Source organism: Pigmentiphaga litoralis (genome assembly GCF_048632615.1).
Lineage (GTDB): Bacteria > Pseudomonadota > Gammaproteobacteria > Burkholderiales > Burkholderiaceae_B > Pigmentiphaga > Pigmentiphaga litoralis_B.
Map to the genome: position 1 here is coordinate 4,742,313 of NZ_CP184479.1, position 19,882 is coordinate 4,762,194.

At 65.3% G+C, this 19,882-nt stretch carries 18 protein-coding genes and 1 pseudogene; 15 read left to right on the plus strand and 4 right to left on the minus strand.

Annotation, left to right across the window (positions count from 1 at the left end; genetic code table 11):
* The first annotated feature begins 34 nt into the window (after positions 1-34).
* Together ACNANG_RS21875 and ACNANG_RS21880 are read left to right on the plus strand one after the other, a co-directional pair.
* The gene (locus ACNANG_RS21875; RefSeq protein WP_420224777.1) at positions 35-1,051 is read left to right on the plus strand and encodes an isopenicillin N synthase family dioxygenase; all 1,017 of its coding nucleotides are present in this window, start codon (positions 35-37) and stop codon (positions 1,049-1,051) included.
* A gap of 71 nt (positions 1,052-1,122) precedes the next feature.
* Positions 1,123-2,103: a Bug family tripartite tricarboxylate transporter substrate binding protein gene (locus ACNANG_RS21880; RefSeq protein ID WP_420224778.1), complete on the plus strand. Its 981-nt coding sequence runs from the start codon at positions 1,123-1,125 to the stop codon at positions 2,101-2,103.
* Here ACNANG_RS21880 and ACNANG_RS21885 read toward each other — a convergent pair.
* The gene (locus ACNANG_RS21885) at positions 2,100-2,399 is read right to left on the minus strand and encodes a DUF1330 domain-containing protein (RefSeq protein ID WP_420224779.1); all 300 of its coding nucleotides are present in this window, start codon (positions 2,397-2,399) and stop codon (positions 2,100-2,102) included. The two genes, ACNANG_RS21880 and ACNANG_RS21885, sit on opposite strands and share 4 nt — an antisense overlap.
* A gap of 159 nt (positions 2,400-2,558) precedes the next feature.
* Here ACNANG_RS21885 and ACNANG_RS21890 point away from each other — a divergent pair.
* Together ACNANG_RS21890 and ACNANG_RS21895 are read left to right on the plus strand one after the other, a co-directional pair.
* Positions 2,559-3,424, plus strand: a pseudogene (locus ACNANG_RS21890) (SDR family oxidoreductase).
* Positions 3,425-3,497: 73 nt separating this feature from the next.
* A complete protein-coding gene (locus ACNANG_RS21895; protein ID WP_420224780.1) occupies positions 3,498-4,085 on the plus strand; it encodes a DUF4142 domain-containing protein in 588 nt (195 codons plus the stop codon).
* Positions 4,086-4,112: 27 nt separating this feature from the next.
* On the opposite strand, the gene ACNANG_RS21900 is transcribed toward ACNANG_RS21895, so the two are convergent.
* Both ACNANG_RS21900 and ACNANG_RS21905 read right to left on the minus strand, forming a co-directional pair.
* Positions 4,113-4,274 carry a hypothetical protein gene (locus ACNANG_RS21900; RefSeq protein ID WP_420224781.1) on the minus strand — a complete coding sequence of 54 codons (162 nt, stop codon included), beginning with the start codon at positions 4,272-4,274 and terminating at the stop codon, positions 4,113-4,115.
* The gene (locus ACNANG_RS21905) at positions 4,271-5,443 is read right to left on the minus strand and encodes an erythromycin esterase family protein (RefSeq protein ID WP_420224782.1); all 1,173 of its coding nucleotides are present in this window, start codon (positions 5,441-5,443) and stop codon (positions 4,271-4,273) included. The genes ACNANG_RS21900 and ACNANG_RS21905 overlap by 4 nt, the downstream gene beginning before the upstream one ends.
* 396 nt (positions 5,444-5,839) lie before the next feature.
* Here ACNANG_RS21905 and ACNANG_RS21910 point away from each other — a divergent pair, with 396 nt between their 5' ends.
* The 5 genes from ACNANG_RS21910 to ACNANG_RS21930 all read left to right on the plus strand — a co-directional run bounded on the left by ACNANG_RS21910 (position 5,840) and on the right by ACNANG_RS21930 (position 10,995).
* On the plus strand, positions 5,840-6,808 hold the full coding sequence (locus tag ACNANG_RS21910; RefSeq protein WP_420224783.1) for a Bug family tripartite tricarboxylate transporter substrate binding protein: 969 nt from the start codon (positions 5,840-5,842) through the stop codon (positions 6,806-6,808).
* Positions 6,809-6,822: 14 nt separating this feature from the next.
* Positions 6,823-6,984 (plus strand): NAD(P)-binding protein, encoded by a 162-nt coding sequence (locus tag ACNANG_RS21915; RefSeq protein WP_420224784.1) that lies wholly within the window; start codon positions 6,823-6,825, stop codon positions 6,982-6,984.
* Positions 6,981-8,510, plus strand: a complete 1,530-nt coding sequence (locus ACNANG_RS21920; RefSeq protein WP_420224785.1) for a GMC family oxidoreductase — start codon at positions 6,981-6,983, stop codon at positions 8,508-8,510. Before ACNANG_RS21915 ends, ACNANG_RS21920 begins: the two co-directional genes overlap by 4 nt.
* 10 nt (positions 8,511-8,520) lie before the next feature.
* Positions 8,521-9,975, plus strand: a complete 1,455-nt coding sequence (locus ACNANG_RS21925; protein ID WP_420224786.1) for an aldehyde dehydrogenase family protein — start codon at positions 8,521-8,523, stop codon at positions 9,973-9,975.
* A 153-nt stretch (positions 9,976-10,128) separates the two neighbouring features.
* On the plus strand, positions 10,129-10,995 hold the full coding sequence (locus tag ACNANG_RS21930; protein ID WP_420224787.1) for a TIGR04222 domain-containing membrane protein: 867 nt from the start codon (positions 10,129-10,131) through the stop codon (positions 10,993-10,995).
* Here ACNANG_RS21930 and ACNANG_RS21935 read toward each other — a convergent pair.
* A complete protein-coding gene (locus ACNANG_RS21935) occupies positions 10,908-11,681 on the minus strand; it encodes a 2OG-Fe(II) oxygenase (RefSeq protein WP_420224788.1) in 774 nt (257 codons plus the stop codon). The two genes, ACNANG_RS21930 and ACNANG_RS21935, sit on opposite strands and share 88 nt — an antisense overlap.
* A 153-nt stretch (positions 11,682-11,834) precedes the next feature.
* On the opposite strand from ACNANG_RS21935, the gene ACNANG_RS21940 reads away from it, so the two are divergent.
* The 6 genes from ACNANG_RS21940 to ACNANG_RS21965 all read left to right on the plus strand — a co-directional run bounded on the left by ACNANG_RS21940 (position 11,835) and on the right by ACNANG_RS21965 (position 19,414).
* Positions 11,835-13,523 carry a phosphoethanolamine transferase gene (locus ACNANG_RS21940; RefSeq protein ID WP_420224789.1) on the plus strand — a complete coding sequence of 563 codons (1,689 nt, stop codon included), beginning with the start codon at positions 11,835-11,837 and terminating at the stop codon, positions 13,521-13,523.
* Between the two features lie 124 nt (positions 13,524-13,647).
* Positions 13,648-14,259 carry a glutathione S-transferase family protein gene (locus tag ACNANG_RS21945; protein ID WP_420224790.1) on the plus strand — a complete coding sequence of 204 codons (612 nt, stop codon included), beginning with the start codon at positions 13,648-13,650 and terminating at the stop codon, positions 14,257-14,259.
* 56 nt (positions 14,260-14,315) lie between these two features.
* Complete coding sequence (locus tag ACNANG_RS21950; protein ID WP_420227630.1) at positions 14,316-16,418, plus strand: TonB-dependent receptor family protein; 2,103 nt, start codon at positions 14,316-14,318, stop codon at positions 16,416-16,418.
* Positions 16,419-16,475: 57 nt separating this feature from the next.
* Entirely contained in the window at positions 16,476-16,850 is a 375-nt protein-coding gene (locus ACNANG_RS21955; protein ID WP_420224791.1) for a chorismate mutase, read from the plus strand.
* Positions 16,851-16,921: 71 nt separating this feature from the next.
* The gene (locus tag ACNANG_RS21960) at positions 16,922-17,893 is read left to right on the plus strand and encodes a Bug family tripartite tricarboxylate transporter substrate binding protein (protein WP_420227631.1); all 972 of its coding nucleotides are present in this window, start codon (positions 16,922-16,924) and stop codon (positions 17,891-17,893) included.
* Between the two features lie 249 nt (positions 17,894-18,142).
* Positions 18,143-19,414 carry a fibronectin type III domain-containing protein gene (locus ACNANG_RS21965; RefSeq protein WP_420224792.1) on the plus strand — a complete coding sequence of 424 codons (1,272 nt, stop codon included), beginning with the start codon at positions 18,143-18,145 and terminating at the stop codon, positions 19,412-19,414.
* Positions 19,415-19,882 lie beyond the last annotated feature (468 nt).

Genomic DNA, 19,882 nt, shown 5'->3' on the forward strand with positions numbered 1-19,882 from the left:
ATCAGTGTATGACGCAAGCCGCCAAAGGGTCACCATGCTTCCCACCGCCCGCAAGTTGTCGTTTTCCGAAGTGCCCGTGGTTGATCTAGGGCCGGCCTGGTCCGATGGCGAGGATGGACGCCGACGGGTGGCCCAGGCCATCGCCAGTGCGGCAGGCACCGTCGGCTTCTTCTACATTTGCAACCACGGACTGGCGGCGGCCGATATCGACGGCATTTTCGAGACCGCCAAGGCCTTTCACGACCTTCCGCGCGAGGCCAAGATGGAAGTGTCGATGACGCTGAATCAGCATGCGCAAGGCTATCTGCATGGCATGACGAAAGGCAGCGATACGAGTCTGAAAGAGAATTTGCAAGAGGCCTTCCAGATCCGGCGCCCCCTGGACGATGACGATCCGGGCCTGCTTGCGGGTAAGCCGCTGCATGGCGTCATTCCGTGGCCGTCCGCCATGCCCGATCTGAAGCCACGCATGCTGGCTTACTACGACCGCATCAATGCGCTGGGCTATGCCATGCTCGATCTGTTCGAGCTCAGTCTGGATCTTCCAGGCGGCATGCTGCGAGCGAGCTTCGCCAAGGATATGAACTCGCTCAGGCTGCTTCACTACCCACCACAGCCCCCGAATGATGGCGGCGAGCATCTGGGGGCGCGTGGCCACACCGATACCAATGCGTTCACCCTTCTTGCCCAGGACCACAACGGCGGGCTGGAAGTGCGCAATCGTGACGGCGAGTGGGTAGCGGTGCCCCCGATCCCAGGTACGTTGGTCGTCAACGTGGGCGAGGTACTCAAAGTCTGGTCGGACGGAGTTTTCACATCGGCGGTTCACCGCGTCGTTAACCGGTCGGGGAACGAGCGCTATTCGATTCCCTTCTTCATGTACCCCAGCTACGATGCGCTGATCCATCGGCTGATAACCAATCCCGATCCCGGTAACGTCGCGCCTGAAGACCTCCATACCTCGTTTCCGCGCGACCAGCCCTTCATCTACGGCGAGCTGAAGTCCCGCAGTACCGCACGCATCATGCCGCGCAAGGCCGAACCGGCCTGAACGCCACCTTCTGCCGTCATCCGAAACAGTATCCAACCGCCCTTCGTCTGCGTTTGCCCAGGAGTTTCCGCATGGACCGTCGAGAGCTGTTACGTTGGGCCGGCGCTGTTGCAGCTGCCGGAATGACGCCGTCCGCGCGTACGCAAGACGCTTTTCCAAACCGGATGATGCGGGTCGTCGTTCCCTATCCGGCGGGAGGCATTACCGACATGCTCGGCCGAGTGATCGCCGACATCCTGTCCAAGGAAGTCGACAAGCCGGTCATTGTGGAGAACAAAGGCGGAGGCACCGGTACGTTGGCACAGCAGTACATCCTGCAGCAGCCGCACGATGGACACATGCTGCTATCGGGCGGACTGGGCGGGCTGATCCTGCCGACGATCTTGAACCCCAACCTGCCGATCAATCCGCAGGACAACTTCGTGCCTGTTGCGCAGCTGGCCGAGTTGATGAACGTGCTGGTGGTGGGCAGGGACGTCAGGGCGCGGTCCTTGCAGGAATTGATTGCATGGGGCAAGGCCAATCCCGGGAAGTTGAACTACGCAACCAATGGCGTTGGGACCTTGGCGCACTTTGCGTCGGCGCTGTTCAACGAACGCGCGGGAACACAGTTCATGCACATCCCCTACCGGTCCAGCGCCGAGATCATCACGGGCTTGCGCAATGGCGACATCCACATCTCGTTTGCCAACGCACCCACCGTCGCGGCGCTGGTGCAGGCCGGCGCCTTGCGTGCCATTGCCGTCACGGGCGCCGAACGAACCACGTCGATGCCCGACGTGCCCACTATGATCGAGGCGGGCATGCCTGATTTTGTCGCCACCGGTTGGCTAGGTGCCTATGCGCCGGTGGGCACACCCCAGGCAGTGATCACACGGCTCAGCGACATTCTGGTCCGTGGTGGCCGCCAGCCCGACAACATCCACAAGCTCGAGACCGCGGGCTTTCAGTCGTCAGTTCGCGATAGCGCAGCATTCGGCGCCTTCAACCGGGCGGAGTTCACCCGCTGGAACGACATCGCACGCAAAGAGAACATCAAACCGGAAGTCTAGGCGTGATCCAGCGGCGGCGCGTCGATCACGACCAGACGCAGATTGGTGTGCCCGGCTCGCACCCGTTTGGCGGCCTGGTACTCGGGGGAGGCGTACCACCGCCGCGCACTGTCAGCCGTGTCGAATTCGATCAGCAAGATGTTGTGAGCCGGCCCGCCTTCGAGCACAAAAGGCGTCGCGCCCCGCGCCAGATACCGGCCGCCATACCGCCGCACCGCGTCGGCCACCATCTCACCGTAGCCAGCGATCGCCGCGCGATCGAGGATCTGGACTTCGCCAATTACATAAGCCGGCATGCGACCTCCGTAAGCATGGACACGACCGGCATCAGCTGGTCATGGCGTCAAGGTAGGCTCGGCCAAGCCTGTCCGCAAGCGACAGATCGTCATGACGTCATCGATCCGGTTCATGATGTATAACCTTAGGCCATGTCCGTACATACCTAGGAGAAATGCATGTCAGGCTCAGTGACTTCCGTCCTTGCGATTGGCGCATCCGGCAAGAACGCAGGCTTCGTGGTTCCCGAACTGGCGCGGCGCGGCGTCGCCGTACGGGGTATGGTGCGCGACGCGGCCACGACGCAGCGTGTGCTGAAGCAAGGCGCGGGCGAGGTCGTCGTCGGTGACCTGCGTGATCACGCCAGCCTGGTCACGGCCATGCTCGGGATGGACGCCGTCTACTACATGGCGCCGGCATTCTTCCCCGACGAATCCGACGTCGGCAAGGGGTGGTTGCGGCTGCCGTGGAAGCCGGTGTGCAGCGCTTCGTTTTTTCCGGCGTGATCCATCCGATGCTGAGCCGCCTTGTCAATCACGCGGCCAAGCCGCCAGTCGAAGAAGCGATCATCGCGTCGGGAATGGCGTTTACCTTGCTGCAGCCGGCCGTGTTCTACCAGAACCTTGCGCACGCCTGGCACAAGGTCGTCGAGACCGGCGTGCTGGCCGAGCCCTGGGCGCTGTCCACCCGGCACACCCGGGTGGATTACCGCGATGTGGCCGAGGTCGCCGCCATCGCCTGCACGGATGACCTGCTGGTCAATGGCACCTTCGAACTGGTGGCGACGGACCCGATGACACGGGGCGATGTGGCCGCCCTGATGGGCGACGTGCTGGGCCGTGACGTGCGGGCGGACGTGTTGCCGGTCGAGACGGCGGTGGCGCCGTTTCCGCCAGCACGCCAGGCTGCCATGGCGAAGATGTTCGCCTGGTACGACGAACATGGGCTGATGGGAAACCGCCTTGCGCTCAAGACGATACTGGGCCGGGAACCCCGCACGCTGCGCGCCTTCTTCGAGGAACTGGCGGCCGCGCCCGCGCATTGATCGCACAGCGGCCCAGTCGGGCGCGCAACTTGCTGAGCATGGATGAGTACCGATCTTATTTTTGGAGCACACCATGCGAATTACCCATGCGGTCCTGGGCGCCAGCGCGTCCTGCCTTGTCCTGATGTCATCGAGTCTGATGGCGCAATCGACCGCACCCGCCGGCTCGTCGGCCAGCAAGGCGCCCACGGCAACGGCGTCGAAGGCGGCCGCGGAATTGTCGGCCGGCGACAAGCGCTTTCTGGAAAACACGGCGCAGTCGGGCTATTCGGAGATCGAAGGCAGCAAGCTTGCGCTCGACAAAACCAAAAGCCCCAAGATCCGCGCGTACGCGCAGCGCATGATCAAGGATCACGGCGCCATGCAAAAGGACCTGGAAGCGCTGGCCAAGCGGAAAGGGTTCGAACTTCCGACCGAGCCATCGTTGGCGCAGCGTGCCCAGCTCAAGGCCCTGGGCGCGCTGAATGGCACCGAGTTCGAAAAGATGTATTCGAGCCATATTGCCATCGCGGGTCACGACAACACCGTGCTGGCGTTCCAGAACGCCACGACGCAAACCGAAGACCTGGATGTCCAGGCCTTCGCCAAGAAGCATATCGGCATGCTGCGTGATCACCTGGACGGCGCGCGCCAGATCGGACCCACTGACCACGGCATGTAAGCCGCCCTTGCGTTGCGGCCTGCGCCGTCAGAGCCCTGATGGCCAGGTCTCCGCAGCGCCGTCGCCGCGTGGGCCTGGCAGGGGTGTCACCGCGCGCGTCTCTGCAATCCACACCAACGCGTCGAATTGGTCCGCCAGACACGCGCTGGCATAGTGGCTCAGCAATTCGGTCTCCGGCCGATAGATCACCCCGATGAAGCGTTCCAGACGCGACGTGGCCAGGTAGCCGCGTAGCGGCCGCGCCGCGCGGCCTGCAGATCCAGCATGAAACGCGGCAGACCCGTCTGGTACAGGCAGTGCTCGTGGCTGTCATCACGCGATGGCCGCACCTGCTTGATCTCCATGGGTCCATCCCAGTCCGATGCGGCAGCGACGGTGCCGGTGTGTGTGCCAAAACCGATCAGCGCCGCGTCGTCGCCATAACGTTCCCGGCACAATTGTCCAAGATTGAATTCGTTGCGCCGGCGGCCCATGTCGGTGGCCGCGGCGTTGCCGATGTGCGAGTTGTGCGCCCAGACCACCGCCTTGGCATCGGGTCCGTTGGACGAGAGCAGGGTGTCCAGTGTCTCGAACATATGGGTATCGCGCAGGTTCCAGCTGTGGGCGGAGCCCTGGTACAGCGTGCGGTAATACCGTTCGGCGGATGCCACCAGGCGCGCATTCTGGGCAGCATCGAAGTAGCGGGGATCCTTGCGGACGTAGTCCAGACGCTTGTCCAGCAACGCCTGCAGTTGCGCCAGGACCGGCGCTTCGCAGGTATCCCGTGCGCGGTCCCACGCGGAGCTGGCGTAGCGGACCGGGTCGTCGCGCCAGCGCTCCAGGCAGCTGTAGCGTTCCCGCGCTTCGGCCGCGGCCGCCGGATCGACGTCCTGCAGGTAGGCCAGCACCGCCGACATCGAACTGCCCATGCTGTACATGTCGAGCCCGAAGAAGCCCGTACGTTCACCAAGCGGAAGGCTGGCGTTGAAATCGTGGAGCCAGTCAACGAAATCGCGCACATCGGTATTGCGCCACATCCATTCCGGGAAACGGCTGAACGGCGCCTGGCCATCCCGCAAGGCAGGGCGGGCGCGCACATGCGCATCGACGACGGCCGCATCCGGCCAATCCGCCTCCACTGCAACCAGGCGAAAGCCATGTGCCTCGATCAATCGCCGGGTGATGGCGGCGCGGGCTTGATAGAACTCCGACGTGCCATGACTGGCTTCGCCGAGCAGCACGACACGGGCGTTTGCATAGCGATCGAACCATTTCTGGAACGTGGGCGAGTCGAAGTCGGTGAACGGCACGGCGGCTTCGCGCAGCAAGGCTTCAGGCCGCGACGAGATCGATGAGGAAGAGGAGGCAAAGTAGGACATGGGCGGCGCTTCCGGATCAGGACATCACGACAGCAAGTACGCATTGCCCATGCCTGCCCACCCCTAGCCGGGACAGGGATCACACTGTGATGACGATAAATATATTGACGTGCCGCAAGTCGTATATTTATAGTGACCTGACTTCCTTGTCACCGGTACGGGCGTTCCGCGCGGACCGGTGACGCCACGCCGCAGCGGCGTTCTTGCCGCCTGCGGGACGCGCTTCATCCCTCAGTTTCCGCCGGGTGCCACCGGCAGTCTTGATCCTTTGTGCCTTGCTGCGCAGGCAGTCCTGCGCGCGTCCGTTTTCGCTCCACACGGCAGTGCCATAAGAAAACTCCAGCATCACGGAGGAGACGTAACGGTATCCATGACTCGACGCATACGGGGAACACCATGAAAGTGACGCACTTCCTGAGCTTGTCCGCAACGATCTGTCTGCTGGCCGGCGCGACCGCTGCCCAGGCGCAATCCTGGCCGCAACGTCCCATCCGTTTTGTCGTGCCGTTCGCGGCGGGCGGCAGCACCGACAGCATTGCCCGCATTACGGCCGAACGGCTGTCGGTGGCCCTGGGTCAGCCCGTGGTGCTGGAAAACAAGCCCGGCGCGAGCGGCCTGATTGCCGTACAGACGGTGCAGCGCGCGCCTTCCGACGGCTACACGCTGCTCGTGGCCGCGATGCCGGTCATCGTGATCCTGCCCAAGATTTCCCCGGTGCCGTTCGATCCGCTCAAGGATTTCGTGCCGATCACCAACTTCGCGACCAACCCCTTCCTGCTCGCCGTGAGCAAGAACGTGCCCGTCAACACCGTGAAGGAATTGGTCGACTACGCGAAGCCGCAAGCGGGCAAGCTCAACTTCGCATCGGGCGGTTCGGGCAGCGTGTCGCACCTGTCGGGCGCCTTGTTCGTCAAGCGCGCCGAACTCGACATGATGCACATCAGCTACAAGGGTGACGTGCCTGCCGTGGCCGCCATGATCGCCGGCGATGTCACCATGTACTTCGGCAACGTGCCTGTGCTCGCGCCGCAGGCCAAGGCCGGCAACATCAAGCTGCTGGGCGTGACCAGCGACAAGCGACTGCCGGAACTGCCCGAGGTACCCACGATTGCCGAGACCTTCCCCGGCTTTCGCACGTTGACCTGGAACGGCCTGATGGCGCCTGCCGGGACACCCACCGCCATCGTCGACCGGATTGCGATGGAAGTGAAAAAGATCGCCGCCGACCCGACCTATCAGGAACGCATGAAGCAGCTGGGCGTGCAGATCGTGGCCGATACGCCCGACGAATTCCGCAAGGCGATCAGCGCCGATATCGATCTGTTTGCCGACGCGATCCGGTCGGCCAACCTCAAAGTCCAGTGAGCCGGTCCATCCGCATGGGGACATCCACGATCCCGTCCGCGCTGGACGTAATGACCTACGATTACGTGATCGTGGGCGGAGGGTCGGCCGGCTGCGTGCTTGCCAACCGCTTGACCCAGGACGACGGCGTCACGGTGCTGTTGCTCGAAGCCGGGGGTGGGACAACGACCCGTTGATCCACATTCCCCTGGGCCTGGGCCGGATGCTGCAGAAGCGCTCGCACGATTGGGGATACGCGAGCGAGGCGCAAGACGAAACGGCGGGGCGCCGCATCGAATGCGCGCGCGGCAGGGTGATTGGCGGTTCATCGTCCATCAACGCGCTGGCTTATGTGCGCGGGCATCGCAGCGACTTCGACCGGTGGGCGGCGCGTTACGGGCTGACGGAATGGGACGCGGCGCACACGCTGCCGTACTTCCTGCAATTGGAAGACTGGCAGGGCCCAGCGAGCCCGTGGCGCGGCAAGGGCGGGCCGATCACGACCCGCTATTCGACCTACCAGGATCCGTTGATCGCTGCGTATCTGAACGCGGCCGGCGAAGCGGGACATGTCTTGCGGGACGACCTGAACGGCGAAGAACTGTCGGGCTTTGGCCGCTCGCAGGTCACCATCCGCGGCGGCCGGCGTTGCAGCAATGCGGTGGCCTACCTGCGGCCCGCGATGAAGCGTCGCGGGCTGACCGTGCGCACCCACGCAATGGCCACCCGTGTCGAGATGGCGGGCGGCCGTGCCACGGGCGTGGCCTACGTCCGCCACGGCAAGCGTCACATCGCACAGGCGCGGCGCGAGGTGCTGCTTGCCGGGGGCGTGATCAACACGCCTCAATTGTTGATGTTGTCAGGCATCGGCGATTCGGAGCAATTGGCGCCGCACGGCATCGACACCCGCGTGGCCTTGCCCGCGGTCGGCCGGAATCTGCAAGACCACATTGCGGTGCTGCTGAGTTTTTCACGCAAGACGCCCGGGCCCTTTCCGGATCGCATGCGCGCCGATCGCGTCGTGGGCGATCTGGCGCGTGCCTGGCTGTACGGGGCGGGCGCGGCCACGAACGTGCCAGGGGGCGCGGCAGGTTATGAGGCGACGCGGCCGGGACTGGAAGGGCCTGACGTGCAGTACCTGCTTGCCGCGGCGCCGTTTCATGCGCAGCCATGGCTGCGCCCGTGGCGCGCGCCGTTCGACGACGGCTTTGCGGTACGCGTAGTGGCGCTGCATCCGGAAAGCCGGGGGCGAGTGACGCTGGCGAGCGCCGCGCCCGACGATCTGGCGGTCGTGCATCAGAACTTCCTGGCGCACGAGAGCGAGTGGGCCAGCCTGCGCGCGGGCATCCGGTCGGTTCGCCGGATCATGACCCAGCCTTCCATGCAGCCCTACGTGGCCGAAGAACGCATGCCCGGCCCCGACTGCCTGGACGACGCCGCGTTGAACGCCCACATCCGCAAGACGGCCATTACCGTCCACCATCCTTGCGGCACCTGCCGCATGGGAACCGATGACGATGCCGATGCGGTAGTGGATGCGCGGTTGCGGGTGCGTGGCGTGCAAGCCTTGCGTATCGTGGACGCCTCGGTCATGCCCGATCTGATCGGCGGCAACATCAACGCGACGGTGACCATGATTGCCGAGAAAGCGGCGGACCTGATCCGCGGCCGCGCGCCGCTGGCGCCCTGGCTTCCCGAAGGCGCGACGCCTTCGCCCCACTGAGGAGAAATGCATGACACTGCCGGCGGCAAAACTGCTGATCCATGGCGAACTGGTCGGAGCGTCGGACGGCGCCGAGATGGACTCGGTGAATCCTTCCGACGAATCGCTGCTGGGCCGCGCCGCGCATGCCACGGCCGCCGATGTCGCGGACGCGGTCAAGGCAGGCGAGACGGCCTGGCCCGCATGGCATGCGCTGGGTGTGGACCGGCGCGCCGACGTCATGCGCACGCTGGCCGCGCGCATCCGCGACCGCAAGGAAGAGATCGCCCGCACCGAAACGCGCGACACCGGCAACCTGTACCGCGCGATGCTTGGCGACGTGGAGCGTGCCGCGTCGCGCATCGAGTTCTATGCCGGCCTGGGTCACGCCATGACGGGCCACACCTATCCGGCCACGCCCAACCACGTGCACCTGTCGGAGCGCGAACCGTTCGGCACCGTCGGCCGCATCGTGGCTTTCAATCATCCCTTCTATTTCCTGGCGTCGCGAGTGGGCGCGCCGTTGATCGCCGGCAACGCGATGGTGCTGAAGAGTCCGGACCAGGCCCCGCTGTCGGGCGGCATCTTTGCCGAGATCTGCCGTGACGTGCTGCCGCCCGGCGTGGTCAACATCGTGCACGGCAGCGGCGCGCGAACCGGCGACGCGCTGGTGCGCGATCCGCGCGTCAAACGGCTGGGCTTCATTGGGTCGGTCGGGACGGCCAAGGCCATCCAGCGGTCCGCCGCCGAGGTGGCCATCAAACACATCACGCTGGAACTGGGCGGCAAGAACATGATGGTCGTGCTGCCCGACGCGGATCTGGACAAGGCCGCGGCCTTGGCCGTGGCTGGCATGAACTTCGAATGGCAGGGCCAGTCCTGCGGGTCGACCAGCTGCCTGATGCTGCACGAGTCGATTCATGATGCGGTGCTGGAGCGCATCGTGGCCCGCATGAAAATGATCAAGGTCGGCGATCCCTTCGAAAGCGGCTCCGGCATGGGGCCGCTGATCAGCGCCGGCCATCACGGCAAGGTCATGTCCGCGATCGACAAGGGCACGCAGCAGGGCGCGCGGTTGCATGTGGGCGGCGCGCGGCCGGCCGGCAGCGCCTTCGCCAAGGGGTATTGGGTCGCACCCACGCTGTTCAGCGACGTCGCTCCGGATAGCGCATTGGCGACCGAAGAAATCTTTGGCCCGGTCCTGAGCGTGGTGCGCTGGTCCACCCCCGACGACGTGCTGAAGATGGATGCCGCATCCTCGCTGGGCCTGACCGCGTCGGTCGTCGCGACCGACGTGAGCAAGGCCATGGCCTTCGCGCGGCGCCTGCGTGTCGGCTACGTGTGGATCAATTGCGTGGGTCCCCACTACACCGGCGTGCCGTATGGCGGCTTCAAGAACAGTGGGGTAGGCCGTGAAGAAGGGCTGGAAGAAATTCTGAGCTACACCGACCTGAAGTCCATCACGATCGCCGTACCGGAGTTGTAAGCGGGCTGGCCACCGCTTTAGGATGAGGCTGTTAGGTGGACGGCCCAAAGCCGGATGCAGGATGGGCGGGCGTAGGCATGCGGTTTACGCTGCAAGGGTCGGGTAAGTCGCGGTGTGCGGTTGCCCTCATTGCCCGCTTCCGGGAGCCGCCTCATGCCCATCCAGTCCATTCTGACATCGCCTGCCGTATCCCTTGCCCTGCCGGTGCTGCGCGATCCGTATTCCGTTGCCTACCTGCGCGGTGGTGCGGTCGACGCCGTCCGCACCGCCATCTTCGTGCTTCTTGAACGCGGGGCGCTGATCCAGTCCGGACCGATGCTGGTGCGCGCTCGCCGCATCGACGCGTTCGGGCTGCGGCCACTGGAACGCCGGGTGCTGGACCGCTACAGCGTGCCGCACACGCTGGGCACCGTGCTGCACGACATCCCCTTTCTGGAACACGCCACGGCCGACTGCGACGCCACGCTCAAAGCGGCGGGTTTGCTGGACCGGCGCCCATCGCCCGACCTTGCGACGCAGCGAGCACTGCGATGGGCGCTGGTCTGTCTGCTCGGCATCTTTGCCGTTGGCGTGGCCTGGATGTCGCTGGGCTGGATCGCCGGCGCTTGGATGGGCGCCGCGGCCTCTCCCGGCGGCGGCGCCGTCGTGGGCCTGGCGGGATGGACCGCGCAGGCGGCCAGTCTGCCGCTGGCCGCGACCGCGTATCTGATGTTGAAGCCCGCGCGGCGGCGCGTGACCCGCGCCGGCCGCGACGCGCTGGCCGAGGTCAGCGAACAGCACCGGTTCCGGCTGGCGCTGGGTCCGCAGGAACACGCCGGGATGGATGATGCCCTGTGGCTGGCGGCAGTAGTCGGCGTGGCCGCCTTGCCCGCCGATCACTATCCCGCGGCGCAGATCGTCATGCCGCGCGCCGCGGGCCAGCAGCCTGTCGTTCAGCGCAATACGCGATCCAGAAGCCCGCGCACGCCGCCGCGCCGCTTGTCGGGCGTCTCGAACACGACGTTGAACAGCCTGCGGTAACGGTCAGCCGGACAGGTCAGCGCACGCACGCCGTGCCAGGCATCCGCGGTGTTCTTGAACAGGAAGCTGCGGTTGTCGCGAATGTCCATCGCCGTCTCGGCGCGGAAATCCCCGAAGTCGGGGTTCATGGCCGGCACCTGTTTGCCCTCCAGCGCCAGGATGCTGCCACCCCATTCCTCACGCCAGTCTTCTTTCGTATTGAAGTAGAAGATGTGGGTGCCGACCTTGTCGCGCGCATCCAGGTGGGGTGATACCTCGGATCCCGTCGTGCCGACGTGCCACGCGAACCGCGTTACGATCCGGTCGGTGCCAAGCGCCTTCACGATGAAGCGGCGGTAGGTCTCATCTGTTTTCAACTCTTCGATGAATGCCTGCCAGACATCGGGCAGGCGATCGTGTGTCATGCTGCCGGTGTCGCCGGTCAGGCCGTAATCGCCCTTGCCCTGCCGATGGTAGATCGAGGTCTCGTACGCCAGGTAGTAGCGATCGTGTGGCCGCTGCCCATGGCTGCGCACCAGCCCGTCGTGGCGCTCGAAGGCGGTCAGTGGCGGAAAGGTGGCGTTGAGTTCGGCAAAGGCGTCGTCCGTCAGCATCTGGCTGAAGTCGGCCCAGGGGAAGGCGGAACGCGTGGCAAGGCGCTGGGCCTCGGCATCGGTCAGGGCGGAATCGCGAAGAAAGCGGGGCATGGCGGCAACCGGAAAAAATCGAGCTTGCTGATCATAATCCCGGCGGCCGGGTGCCGGCGGATTGAAAATGTCGAATTTGTGTCGAATGTGAGGGAGCCAAAATTCGACACGCTCTCCGGAAAATGCAGGCGGTCGTGGTCTCCTGAGTCCGTCATGCCGCTGTCCCTCCCGCTTGCCTTGCCCCTGTCCGGCCTGCGCGCCGCCGCGCACGGCGTCTGGCGCCGCCTCGATGACGTCCTGGCGGCGCCCCGGTCGCCGCAGCGCGTCGTGCTGTGGTTGACCGTATGGTTGATGGTCTCCAGCAACTGGACTTTGTGGCTAAGCATTGCCCGCCTGAGCGCCACCGGGGCGTCGGCCGCGCAGGCGCTCGCGGCCATGGGCATGCTGGTGGGTGGCGCAACCGCGGCCATGCTGGCGCTGACCGCATGGCCGCGCGGCATGAAGCCGCTCTGGTTCGCCATCGTGCTGATCGCGGCGTTCGCACAGCACTACATGCTGGCCTATCACGTGGTGATGGATCCCACGATGATGGTGAACGTCATGCAGACGGACGTGCATGAAGCGCGCGACATGCTCAGCACCCGCCTGGTGGTGGACGTGCTGTGGGTGGCGGGGCCTGCGGCATGGGCGCTGCGGCGCGTACGCATCGCGCCCGCGCGCGCCTGGACCCACGTCTGGCGCAACGCTGTCTTGCTGGCGGCCGCGCTGGCGATCGGACTGGCGGCAGGGCTAGCAGGATTTCGCGTGCTCGGCCCGCTGATGCGCAACAACGTGGAGCTGCGCTACACGGTCAATCCGTTGTCCACCCTCTATTCAACGATCAGACAGGCAACCGACTCGGCGCGCAGCAAGGGGCCGCTTGCAATCATTAGCGGCGACGCGGCGCTGGGGCCGACCTATGCGGGCAATGCCCGGCCCCCGCTGTTCGTACTGGTGGTCGGCGAGACGGCGCGGGGCGACCATTTCAGCCTGAATGGCTATGGGCGCCCGACCAATCCGCGCCTGGCGCGGGCCGGCGTGCTCAGCTGGAGCCGCCTGCAATCCTGCGGCACGAGCACGGCGGCGTCCGTGCCCTGCATGTTTTCGCCGCTGGGCAAGGCGGGATTCGAAGCCCGCAAGAACGACACCGAAAATCTGCTCGATGTGCTGTCGGCGTCCGGCCTGGCCGTGCTGTGGGTCGACAATCAATCGGGCTGCAAGGGCGTGTGCGCGCGGGTGCCGACGGCATCGACCGCCTGCAACGCCGACGAATGCCTGGATGACGTCCTGCTGCAAGGGCTGGATGCCCGCATCGCTGCCTTGCCGGCCGAACGGCGCGCCAGGGGAGTCGTTGTCGTTCTCCACCAGATGGGCAGCCATGGCCCGGCGTACAGCCACCGGTCGGGGCCATCGTCCAAACACTTCCTGCCGGAATGCCGGAACGTGACGCTGTCGGCCTGTACGCCTGACGAGCTGCGCAACGCGTTCGACAACAGCATCGTGGCTACCGACGCGATGCTGGCCGACACGATTGTCTGGTTGCGCGGACAATCGGCGCACTTTGATACCGGGATGCTTTACGTCAGCGATCATGGCGAGTCATTGGGAGAGAATGGCCTGTACCTGCATGGCATGCCCTATGTGTTCGCGCCCGATGAGCAGAAGCATGCGGCCATGATTGCCTGGCTGAACGGTGGACTGGCGGCGCGCACCGGGCTGCGCACCGAGTGCGTCGCTCAGGGCCTGGGGCAGCCCATCAGCCACGACGTCATGTATCACATGGTGCTGGGGCTGATGGACGTGCGCAGCGCCACCTATCAGCCCTCGCTGGACGTGCTGGAGGCGTGTCGCAGCGCGGGGTAGGGCGGGCGAAGGGACGACGCGGGCGCCGGGTTTTACACCTGGTTGCGCCGCCGGGGGCGATGGCCGTGCGAGGATAGCGCCTGCCGGCCCCGTGCCCCCTGCATCGTCTCGAAGGATCCGCTCCATGATCGAAGTTCACCACCTCAAAGAATCCCGCTCGCGCAGGATCACCTGGCTGCTTGAAGAGCTTGGCCAGCCTTATACCGTCATCAGCTACGACCGTGATCCAGCCACGCGGCTGGCGCCGCCCGAACTGAAAGCCATCAGCCCGCTCGGCAAGGCCCCGGTGATTCGCGACGGTGGCCGCGTGCTGTTCGAGTCCGGCGCCATCATCGATTACCTGGTCCGCCGCTACGGTGCCGGCCGCCTCGCGCCGCCGGTGGACAGCGACGATTACGACCGCTACATGCAGTTTCTTCAGTACGCGGAAGGATCGGCCATGTTGCCCGTCATGCTCAAGCTGTACGTGGGCCGGCTGAAGGAAGCCGGCGCGCCGCTGCATCCGCGTATCGAAAGCGAGATCGATAACCACATGGGCTTCCTCAACGACGAGCTGGGCAAGCGCGACTATATCGCCGGCGACGATTTTTCCGCCGCGGACGTGCAATTGTCGTTCGTGGCGCAGCTTGCGCTGCAGTTCTATGGCAAGGATAAGTGGCCCAACGTGACCGCGTATGTGGACCGCCTCGAGAGCCGTCCGGCCTACAAGAAAGCCATTGCCGAACACGGCGCATGAGCAAGCCATCTCGCCTGGCGACTACGAAGGCGAGGGCAGGCATCGCCTTGCCTGCAATGTGCCTGGGAGCCGTGTTTGCGCCCGTCCTGCAGGCCGCCGATGCGCCTGCCGTGCTGGCTCCGGTGGTGGTGACGACGTCCCGCACCGAGGCCTTGCTGAAAGACGTTCCCGCCTCGGCCAGCGTGGTCGATGGCGAGACCATGCGCGACATGCGACCGCAGATCAACCTGTCGGAAAGCCTGGGCGGGGTGCCCGGGCTGCAGATCCAGAATCGCCAGAACTATGCGCAGGACCTGCAGATTTCCATCCGCGGCTTCGGCGCCCGGTCGACCTTCGGCATTCGCGGCTTGCGGGTGTATGTGGACGGCATTCCGGCCACCTTGCCCGACGGGCAGGGACAGACGTCGAACATCGACATCTCGTCGGCGGACCGCGTCGAGATCCTGCGCGGACCCTTCTCGGCCCTGTACGGAAATTCCTCGGGTGGAGTGATGCAGGTCTTCACGCAGGATGGCAAAGGGCCGCCCACGCTCGGCGCTTCCTTCTCGGCCGGCAGCTATGGCACGTGGCGCTACGGGCTGAAGGCGACCGGAGAGCTGGGCACGGCCGGCCGCGCGGGCCAGTTCGACTACGTGCTCGATGTGAATCGCATGACGACCGAGGGCTATCGCGATCACAGCGCGGCCCGCAAGAATCTGGCGAACGCGCGGCTGGGCTGGCGGCTGGATGACGACAGCACCCTGACCATGACCCTGAACAGCGTCGACCTGACCGCCCAGGATCCGCTGGGACTGACCCGTGGGCAGTTCGATACCTCGCCCCGTACGGCAGCGCTGGCCCAGCAGTACAACACGCGCAAGACGGTGTCGCAGACGCAGGGCGGCCTGCTGTACGAGCGCCGCATTGACGCCGACAACGACTTTCGCGCCATGCTGTATTACGGATCGCGCTCGACGACGCAGTATCAGTCCATCCCGCCCGCGCCCCAGCTCAATCCGACCCATGCCGGGGGCGTGATCGATCTGGATCGCGACTATGGCGGGGCCGACGTGCGCTGGACGCATCGCCGCACGATGGGCGGCCGGCCCGTCATGTTGATCGCAGGCCTGGCCTACGACACGCTGGCCGAGCGCCGCAAGGGCTACAACAACTTCACGGGAACGGGCGCGCAGCAAACGGTGGGTGTCATGGGCGCGCTTCGGCGCGACGAAGACAACACGGTCAGCAACCTGGACCCGTACGTGCAGGCGTCATGGCAATTCCTGGACAAGTGGACGCTGGAAGGCGGGCTGCGTTACAGCACCATCCGGTTCAGGTCGGACGACAACTACATCGTGGGCGCCAATGGCGACGACAGCGGCAGCACGCGCTTTCGCAAGGCCTTGCCTGTCGCGTCGCTACGCTACGCGGCGACCGACAGGCTCAACCTGTATGCGACCGCGGGACGAGGATTCGAGACGCCGACGCTCAATGAATTGTCTTACCGTCCCGACCAGACGCCAGGGCTGAACTTTGCCCTTCAGCCCGCCACCAACACCACGGTTGAAGTCGGCGCCAAATCGACTCTGGCCGGCGGCCTGCTGACCGCCGCGCTGTTTCGCACTACCACCGACGACGAGATCGTAACGGCCTCGAACACCAATGGGCGCGCCACCTTCCAGAACGCCGGGCGCACGCGGCGTCAGGGTGTCGAATTGGGATGGGACGGCTACTTCCACGATCAGTGGCGCGCCCAGGTCGCCTACACCTGGCTCGATGCGCAATACCGCGACACGGTGTGCGCGCAAGCGCCGTGCGCCAGTCCGGCCATCACGTCCGGGGCGCGCATGCCCGGCGTGGCTCGCCAGTCGGCGTTTGCGTCGGTCGGCTGGGTGCCGCCCAAGGGCTTCCGCGCCACGGTCGAGGGGCGCTATCTGAGCAGCGTGTTCGTTGACGATCGCAACAGTGACGCATCGCCGTCGTACGTCGTGGCGGCACTGGCAGCCGGCTATGTCGCGAATGCCGGCCCGTGGCGGCTGAACCTGTCTGCACGAGTGGACAATCTGTTCGACCGCCGCTACGCTGGGTCGGTCATTGTCAACGAGTCGAACGGGCGGTATTTCGAACCCGCGCCCGGCCGCAACTGGATGGTGGGCGGCGGGGCGAGCTACACGTTTTAAACCCTTATCCTTCTAACCAAGAGGAATGCACCGACATTCCCTGCCCATGGAGACCCCGTGCAAGAACCTTCGACCCAGTCCGGGCCGGCGCGCGCCTATGCGGACCCGGCCTACCAACCCTTGTGCCAGACGCTGGCCGATGTCCGCCAGAACATCGACGCACTGGATGACCAGATCGTTGCGCTGATCGCGCAGCGCGCGATGTACGTCAAGGATGCCGCGCGCTTCAAACGTGATGCCTACCAGGTGTCGGCGCCAGCGCGTCAGGAAGAAGTATTCGCCAAGGCGCGCGCACTGGCGCAGCGCCACGATCGTGGCTTTGCGCATCTGGATGACGTGGTCGACGCCACCTACCGCGCCATGGTGGCTGCCTTCATCGCGAACGAGCAGCGCTACTTCGAAAAGATGGTCCCGGCGGGAGACGCAGCATGAGCCGGTTCCCGATCGTTGCGGTCGTCCACCAGGCTGCCGGTACCAAGGCGCCGTCCACCCGGCGCCGTGCCATGTTGACGCTGGGAGCGTGCCTGATCGCCGCCGCCCTGGGGGGCGCGGCGCTGCCGGCGCTGGCCGCCGACGCGTTTCCCTCGCAGCCCTTGAAACTGGTGGTGCCCTTTGGCCCGGGCTCGAGTCCGGACCAGGTGGCGCGCATCGTGGGCGAGAAGGCTGGCGCGCTGCTGGGCCAGACCATCGTCGTCGAAAACAAGCCGGGCGCCAGCGGCAATATCGGCACGAATGCCATCGCCATGGCCAAGCCCGACGGCTACACGTTCGGGGTGTCCATCACCGGCCCGCTGGTCAACAACACGCTGCTGTTCGACAAGCTGCCCTATGACCCGGTCAAGGACCTGTCGCCGTTGACACTGGCCGTGCACCAGCCCAATGTCCTGGTCGTGCGCAGCGACTCCGGCATCGCCACCATTGCGCAGTTGCTGGACATGCTGAAGAAGCAGCCGGGCAAGTCCAACTTTCCGTCCACCGGGGCAGGCACCGTGTCGCACCTGTCGGTCGAACTGATGCTGCAGCAGATCGGCAGCAGCGCCACCCATGTCCCTTACCCGTCGTCGCCCGCGGCATTGACGTCGCTGGTCGCCGGGGACACGCAGTTCGGTGCGCTGCCACCGGTGGCCGTCATGCCGATGGTGAAGGAAGGGCGCCTCAAAGCCCTTGCCGTTACGTCATCGCGCCGGTCGGCGCTGCTGCCCGACATTCCCACCCTGGCCGAGGTGGGCGTGCCCGGGATCGAAGGGTCCGCATGGATAGGCTTCGTGATCGGCTCCAAGGTGCCAGCGCCTATCCAGAAAACCCTGTCGGACGCCCTGATCGCCGCCCTGCAAGACCCTACCGTCCGCAGCCGCCTCCAGGCCGTGTACATGGACCCGGTAGGCGAATCCCCCGCGGCGTTCAGGAGCTACATGGACGACGAACTGAAGCGCTGGGGCCCCTTGATCAAGAAACTGAACCTGAAATCTGAATGATTGGCCCCCCTAGGCGCTGCGCGCCTCCCCCAGGGGCGGCACTGGCGGACTGGCGAAGCCAGATCCGCTGTGCCCTGGGTAGGGCAGGATTGCCCCCTAGACGCTTCGCGTCTCCCCCAGGGGCGGCACTGGTCGACCGGCAAAGCCGGATCGTCTGTGCCCTCGAGCGGCCGGAGAAACGCGGTCACCTGTCATGTAGCTGAAAGGGCAGTCTTATAGAGTGCGTCATCACTCACGAAAGGATGACGCATGGACCGCAGGACGTTTGGAAAGAAAGTCAGTGTGATCGCCGCCGCGCTCGCTGGATCGGGCGCGCTGGCTGCCTGCGGGGGTGGCGACGACGACAGTGTCGGCACCAACCCGACCACCCCGCCCACCACGCCCCTGGCCCCGTTGCCCACCACGCGTTTCAGCAGCGACCGCCTCGTGCTGTCCGAACCCATGCTGCAACTGCCCACGGCCGATACGGTGCGTGTCGTGTGGTTCACGGAATTCGAAGGCAAGGACCACCAGGTCCGCTATGGCGCATCCCTGGATCGCGCGGTACCCGCCACCTCGCGCAAGATGTCGCGCATGTACGAAGACAAGACGTCCAAGGTCACCGGCCGCACCTACACCGGCGTGACCGAGCGCGATATCTGGCGCCACGAAGCCACCGTGACCGGTCTGACCGCGGGCGTGCGTGTGCCCTATGTGGCAGTCAGCAGCGATGGCACGAAGGCCATGCGCAGCGACGACAACACGCTGCAGGCCCTGCCCACCGCCGGCCAGACGACCCGGCTGTTGCTGACGTCCGACCTGCAGCTGAAAAAGATGGCCGCCGCCAATTACGAGCGGGTTGCAGAGACGCTGGCCCCGATCGACGGCGTGCTGTTTGCCGGCGATCTGGTCAACGTGCCGAATCGCGCGTCGGAATGGTTCGACAACAACGTGCCCGATGCGCCACCGTTCTTTGCCGCGATGCAGGGCACGATGACCAAGTGGCAGCCCACGTCCACCTACACCGGTGGCGCGCTGCTGCAGAATGCGTGGATCATGCCTATTCTGGGCAACCATGAATACTCGGGCCGGTGGCGTCCACAGACCAATGACCTGGGCACCATGTTCAACGATCCGCAGCCGCTGTGGTATGCCGAGATGCGCTATGCGCAGCAGGCCGCAACGATCAACCCCACCAACGATCCCAAGGTCCGCGCCACCTGGATTGCCGACAATTCCTTCGAAACGATCTCGTACGAGGAAATGTTCACGCTGCCCGAGGGGCCGGAAGGCAAACGCTACTATTCGCAGCGCCTGGGCGACGTCCATGTGATCGCGATGGATGGCAACCGCATCTGGCGCGGGTGGGGCGCCAACAGCAAGGGCAAGCTGAGCGAAACGCTTGCGGATGTCAACAATCCCGACGCCTGGGGCTTCGGCGACTTCCAGTTCTGGCCGTTCGGCAAAGCTCGCGCCAGTACGCCTGGCTGCAGGGCGTACTGGAAAGCGCCGAGTTCAAATCGGCCAAGTACAAGATCGTGATGGTCCACCAGTCGGTCTTTGGCCTGGGCGACAACGCCATTCCGACCATGGCGCAAACCAAGGTCAGCTTCGATTATGAAGACGCCAACGGCCAGCGCCGGATCCTGGGCCCGCTCGCCCTGCCGATCAGCGCCGCCACGTGGGCATCGGACATCCAGCCCATCATCGCGGCCAAGCGCATGCGTTACGTGAAATACGATTATCCGCTGGCCGAAGACGTCTGGAAGACGGACATCGAACCGCTGCTGGTGGCGGCGGGCGTCCAGCTCGTCCACGTGGGTCACTCGCACCTGTGGTGCCGATCGAAAGTTGGCAACCTTAACTACATTGAGACGTCCAACGTCGGCAACACCTACGGCGCCTATGTGGCCGGTCTGGCCCCCAAACGGACGGCGATCCCCGCGCTGTCCGCCACCCAGCCCCACACGGCGCTCACCTGGAACCAGGCCGATTACCCCTGGACGGCGA

Bases quoted from the DNA above. Each gene is read 5' to 3' on its own strand.
- ACNANG_RS21875 (WP_420224777.1), top strand. From the start codon at position 35: ATGCTTCCCACCGCCCGCAAGTTGTCGTTTTCCGAAGTGCCCGTGGTT.
- ACNANG_RS21880 (WP_420224778.1), top strand. From the start codon at position 1,123: ATGGACCGTCGAGAGCTGTTACGTTGGGCCGGCGCTGTTGCAGCTGCC.
- ACNANG_RS21885 (WP_420224779.1), bottom strand. From the start codon at position 2,399: ATGCCGGCTTATGTAATTGGCGAAGTCCAGATCCTCGATCGCGCGGCG.
- ACNANG_RS21895 (WP_420224780.1), top strand. From the start codon at position 3,498: ATGCGAATTACCCATGCGGTCCTGGGCGCCAGCGCGTCCTGCCTTGTC.
- ACNANG_RS21905 (WP_420224782.1), bottom strand. From the start codon at position 5,443: ATGTCCTACTTTGCCTCCTCTTCCTCATCGATCTCGTCGCGGCCTGAA.
- ACNANG_RS21910 (WP_420224783.1), top strand. From the start codon at position 5,840: ATGAAAGTGACGCACTTCCTGAGCTTGTCCGCAACGATCTGTCTGCTG.
- ACNANG_RS21915 (WP_420224784.1), top strand. From the start codon at position 6,823: ATGGGGACATCCACGATCCCGTCCGCGCTGGACGTAATGACCTACGAT.
- ACNANG_RS21925 (WP_420224786.1), top strand. From the start codon at position 8,521: ATGACACTGCCGGCGGCAAAACTGCTGATCCATGGCGAACTGGTCGGA.
- ACNANG_RS21930 (WP_420224787.1), top strand. From the start codon at position 10,129: ATGCCCATCCAGTCCATTCTGACATCGCCTGCCGTATCCCTTGCCCTG.
- ACNANG_RS21935 (WP_420224788.1), bottom strand. From the start codon at position 11,681: ATGCCCCGCTTTCTTCGCGATTCCGCCCTGACCGATGCCGAGGCCCAG.
- ACNANG_RS21940 (WP_420224789.1), top strand. From the start codon at position 11,835: ATGCCGCTGTCCCTCCCGCTTGCCTTGCCCCTGTCCGGCCTGCGCGCC.
- ACNANG_RS21945 (WP_420224790.1), top strand. From the start codon at position 13,648: ATGATCGAAGTTCACCACCTCAAAGAATCCCGCTCGCGCAGGATCACC.
- ACNANG_RS21950 (WP_420227630.1), top strand. From the start codon at position 14,316: ATGTGCCTGGGAGCCGTGTTTGCGCCCGTCCTGCAGGCCGCCGATGCG.
- ACNANG_RS21960 (WP_420227631.1), top strand. From the start codon at position 16,922: ATGTTGACGCTGGGAGCGTGCCTGATCGCCGCCGCCCTGGGGGGCGCG.
- ACNANG_RS21965 (WP_420224792.1), top strand. From the start codon at position 18,143: ATGGACCGCAGGACGTTTGGAAAGAAAGTCAGTGTGATCGCCGCCGCG.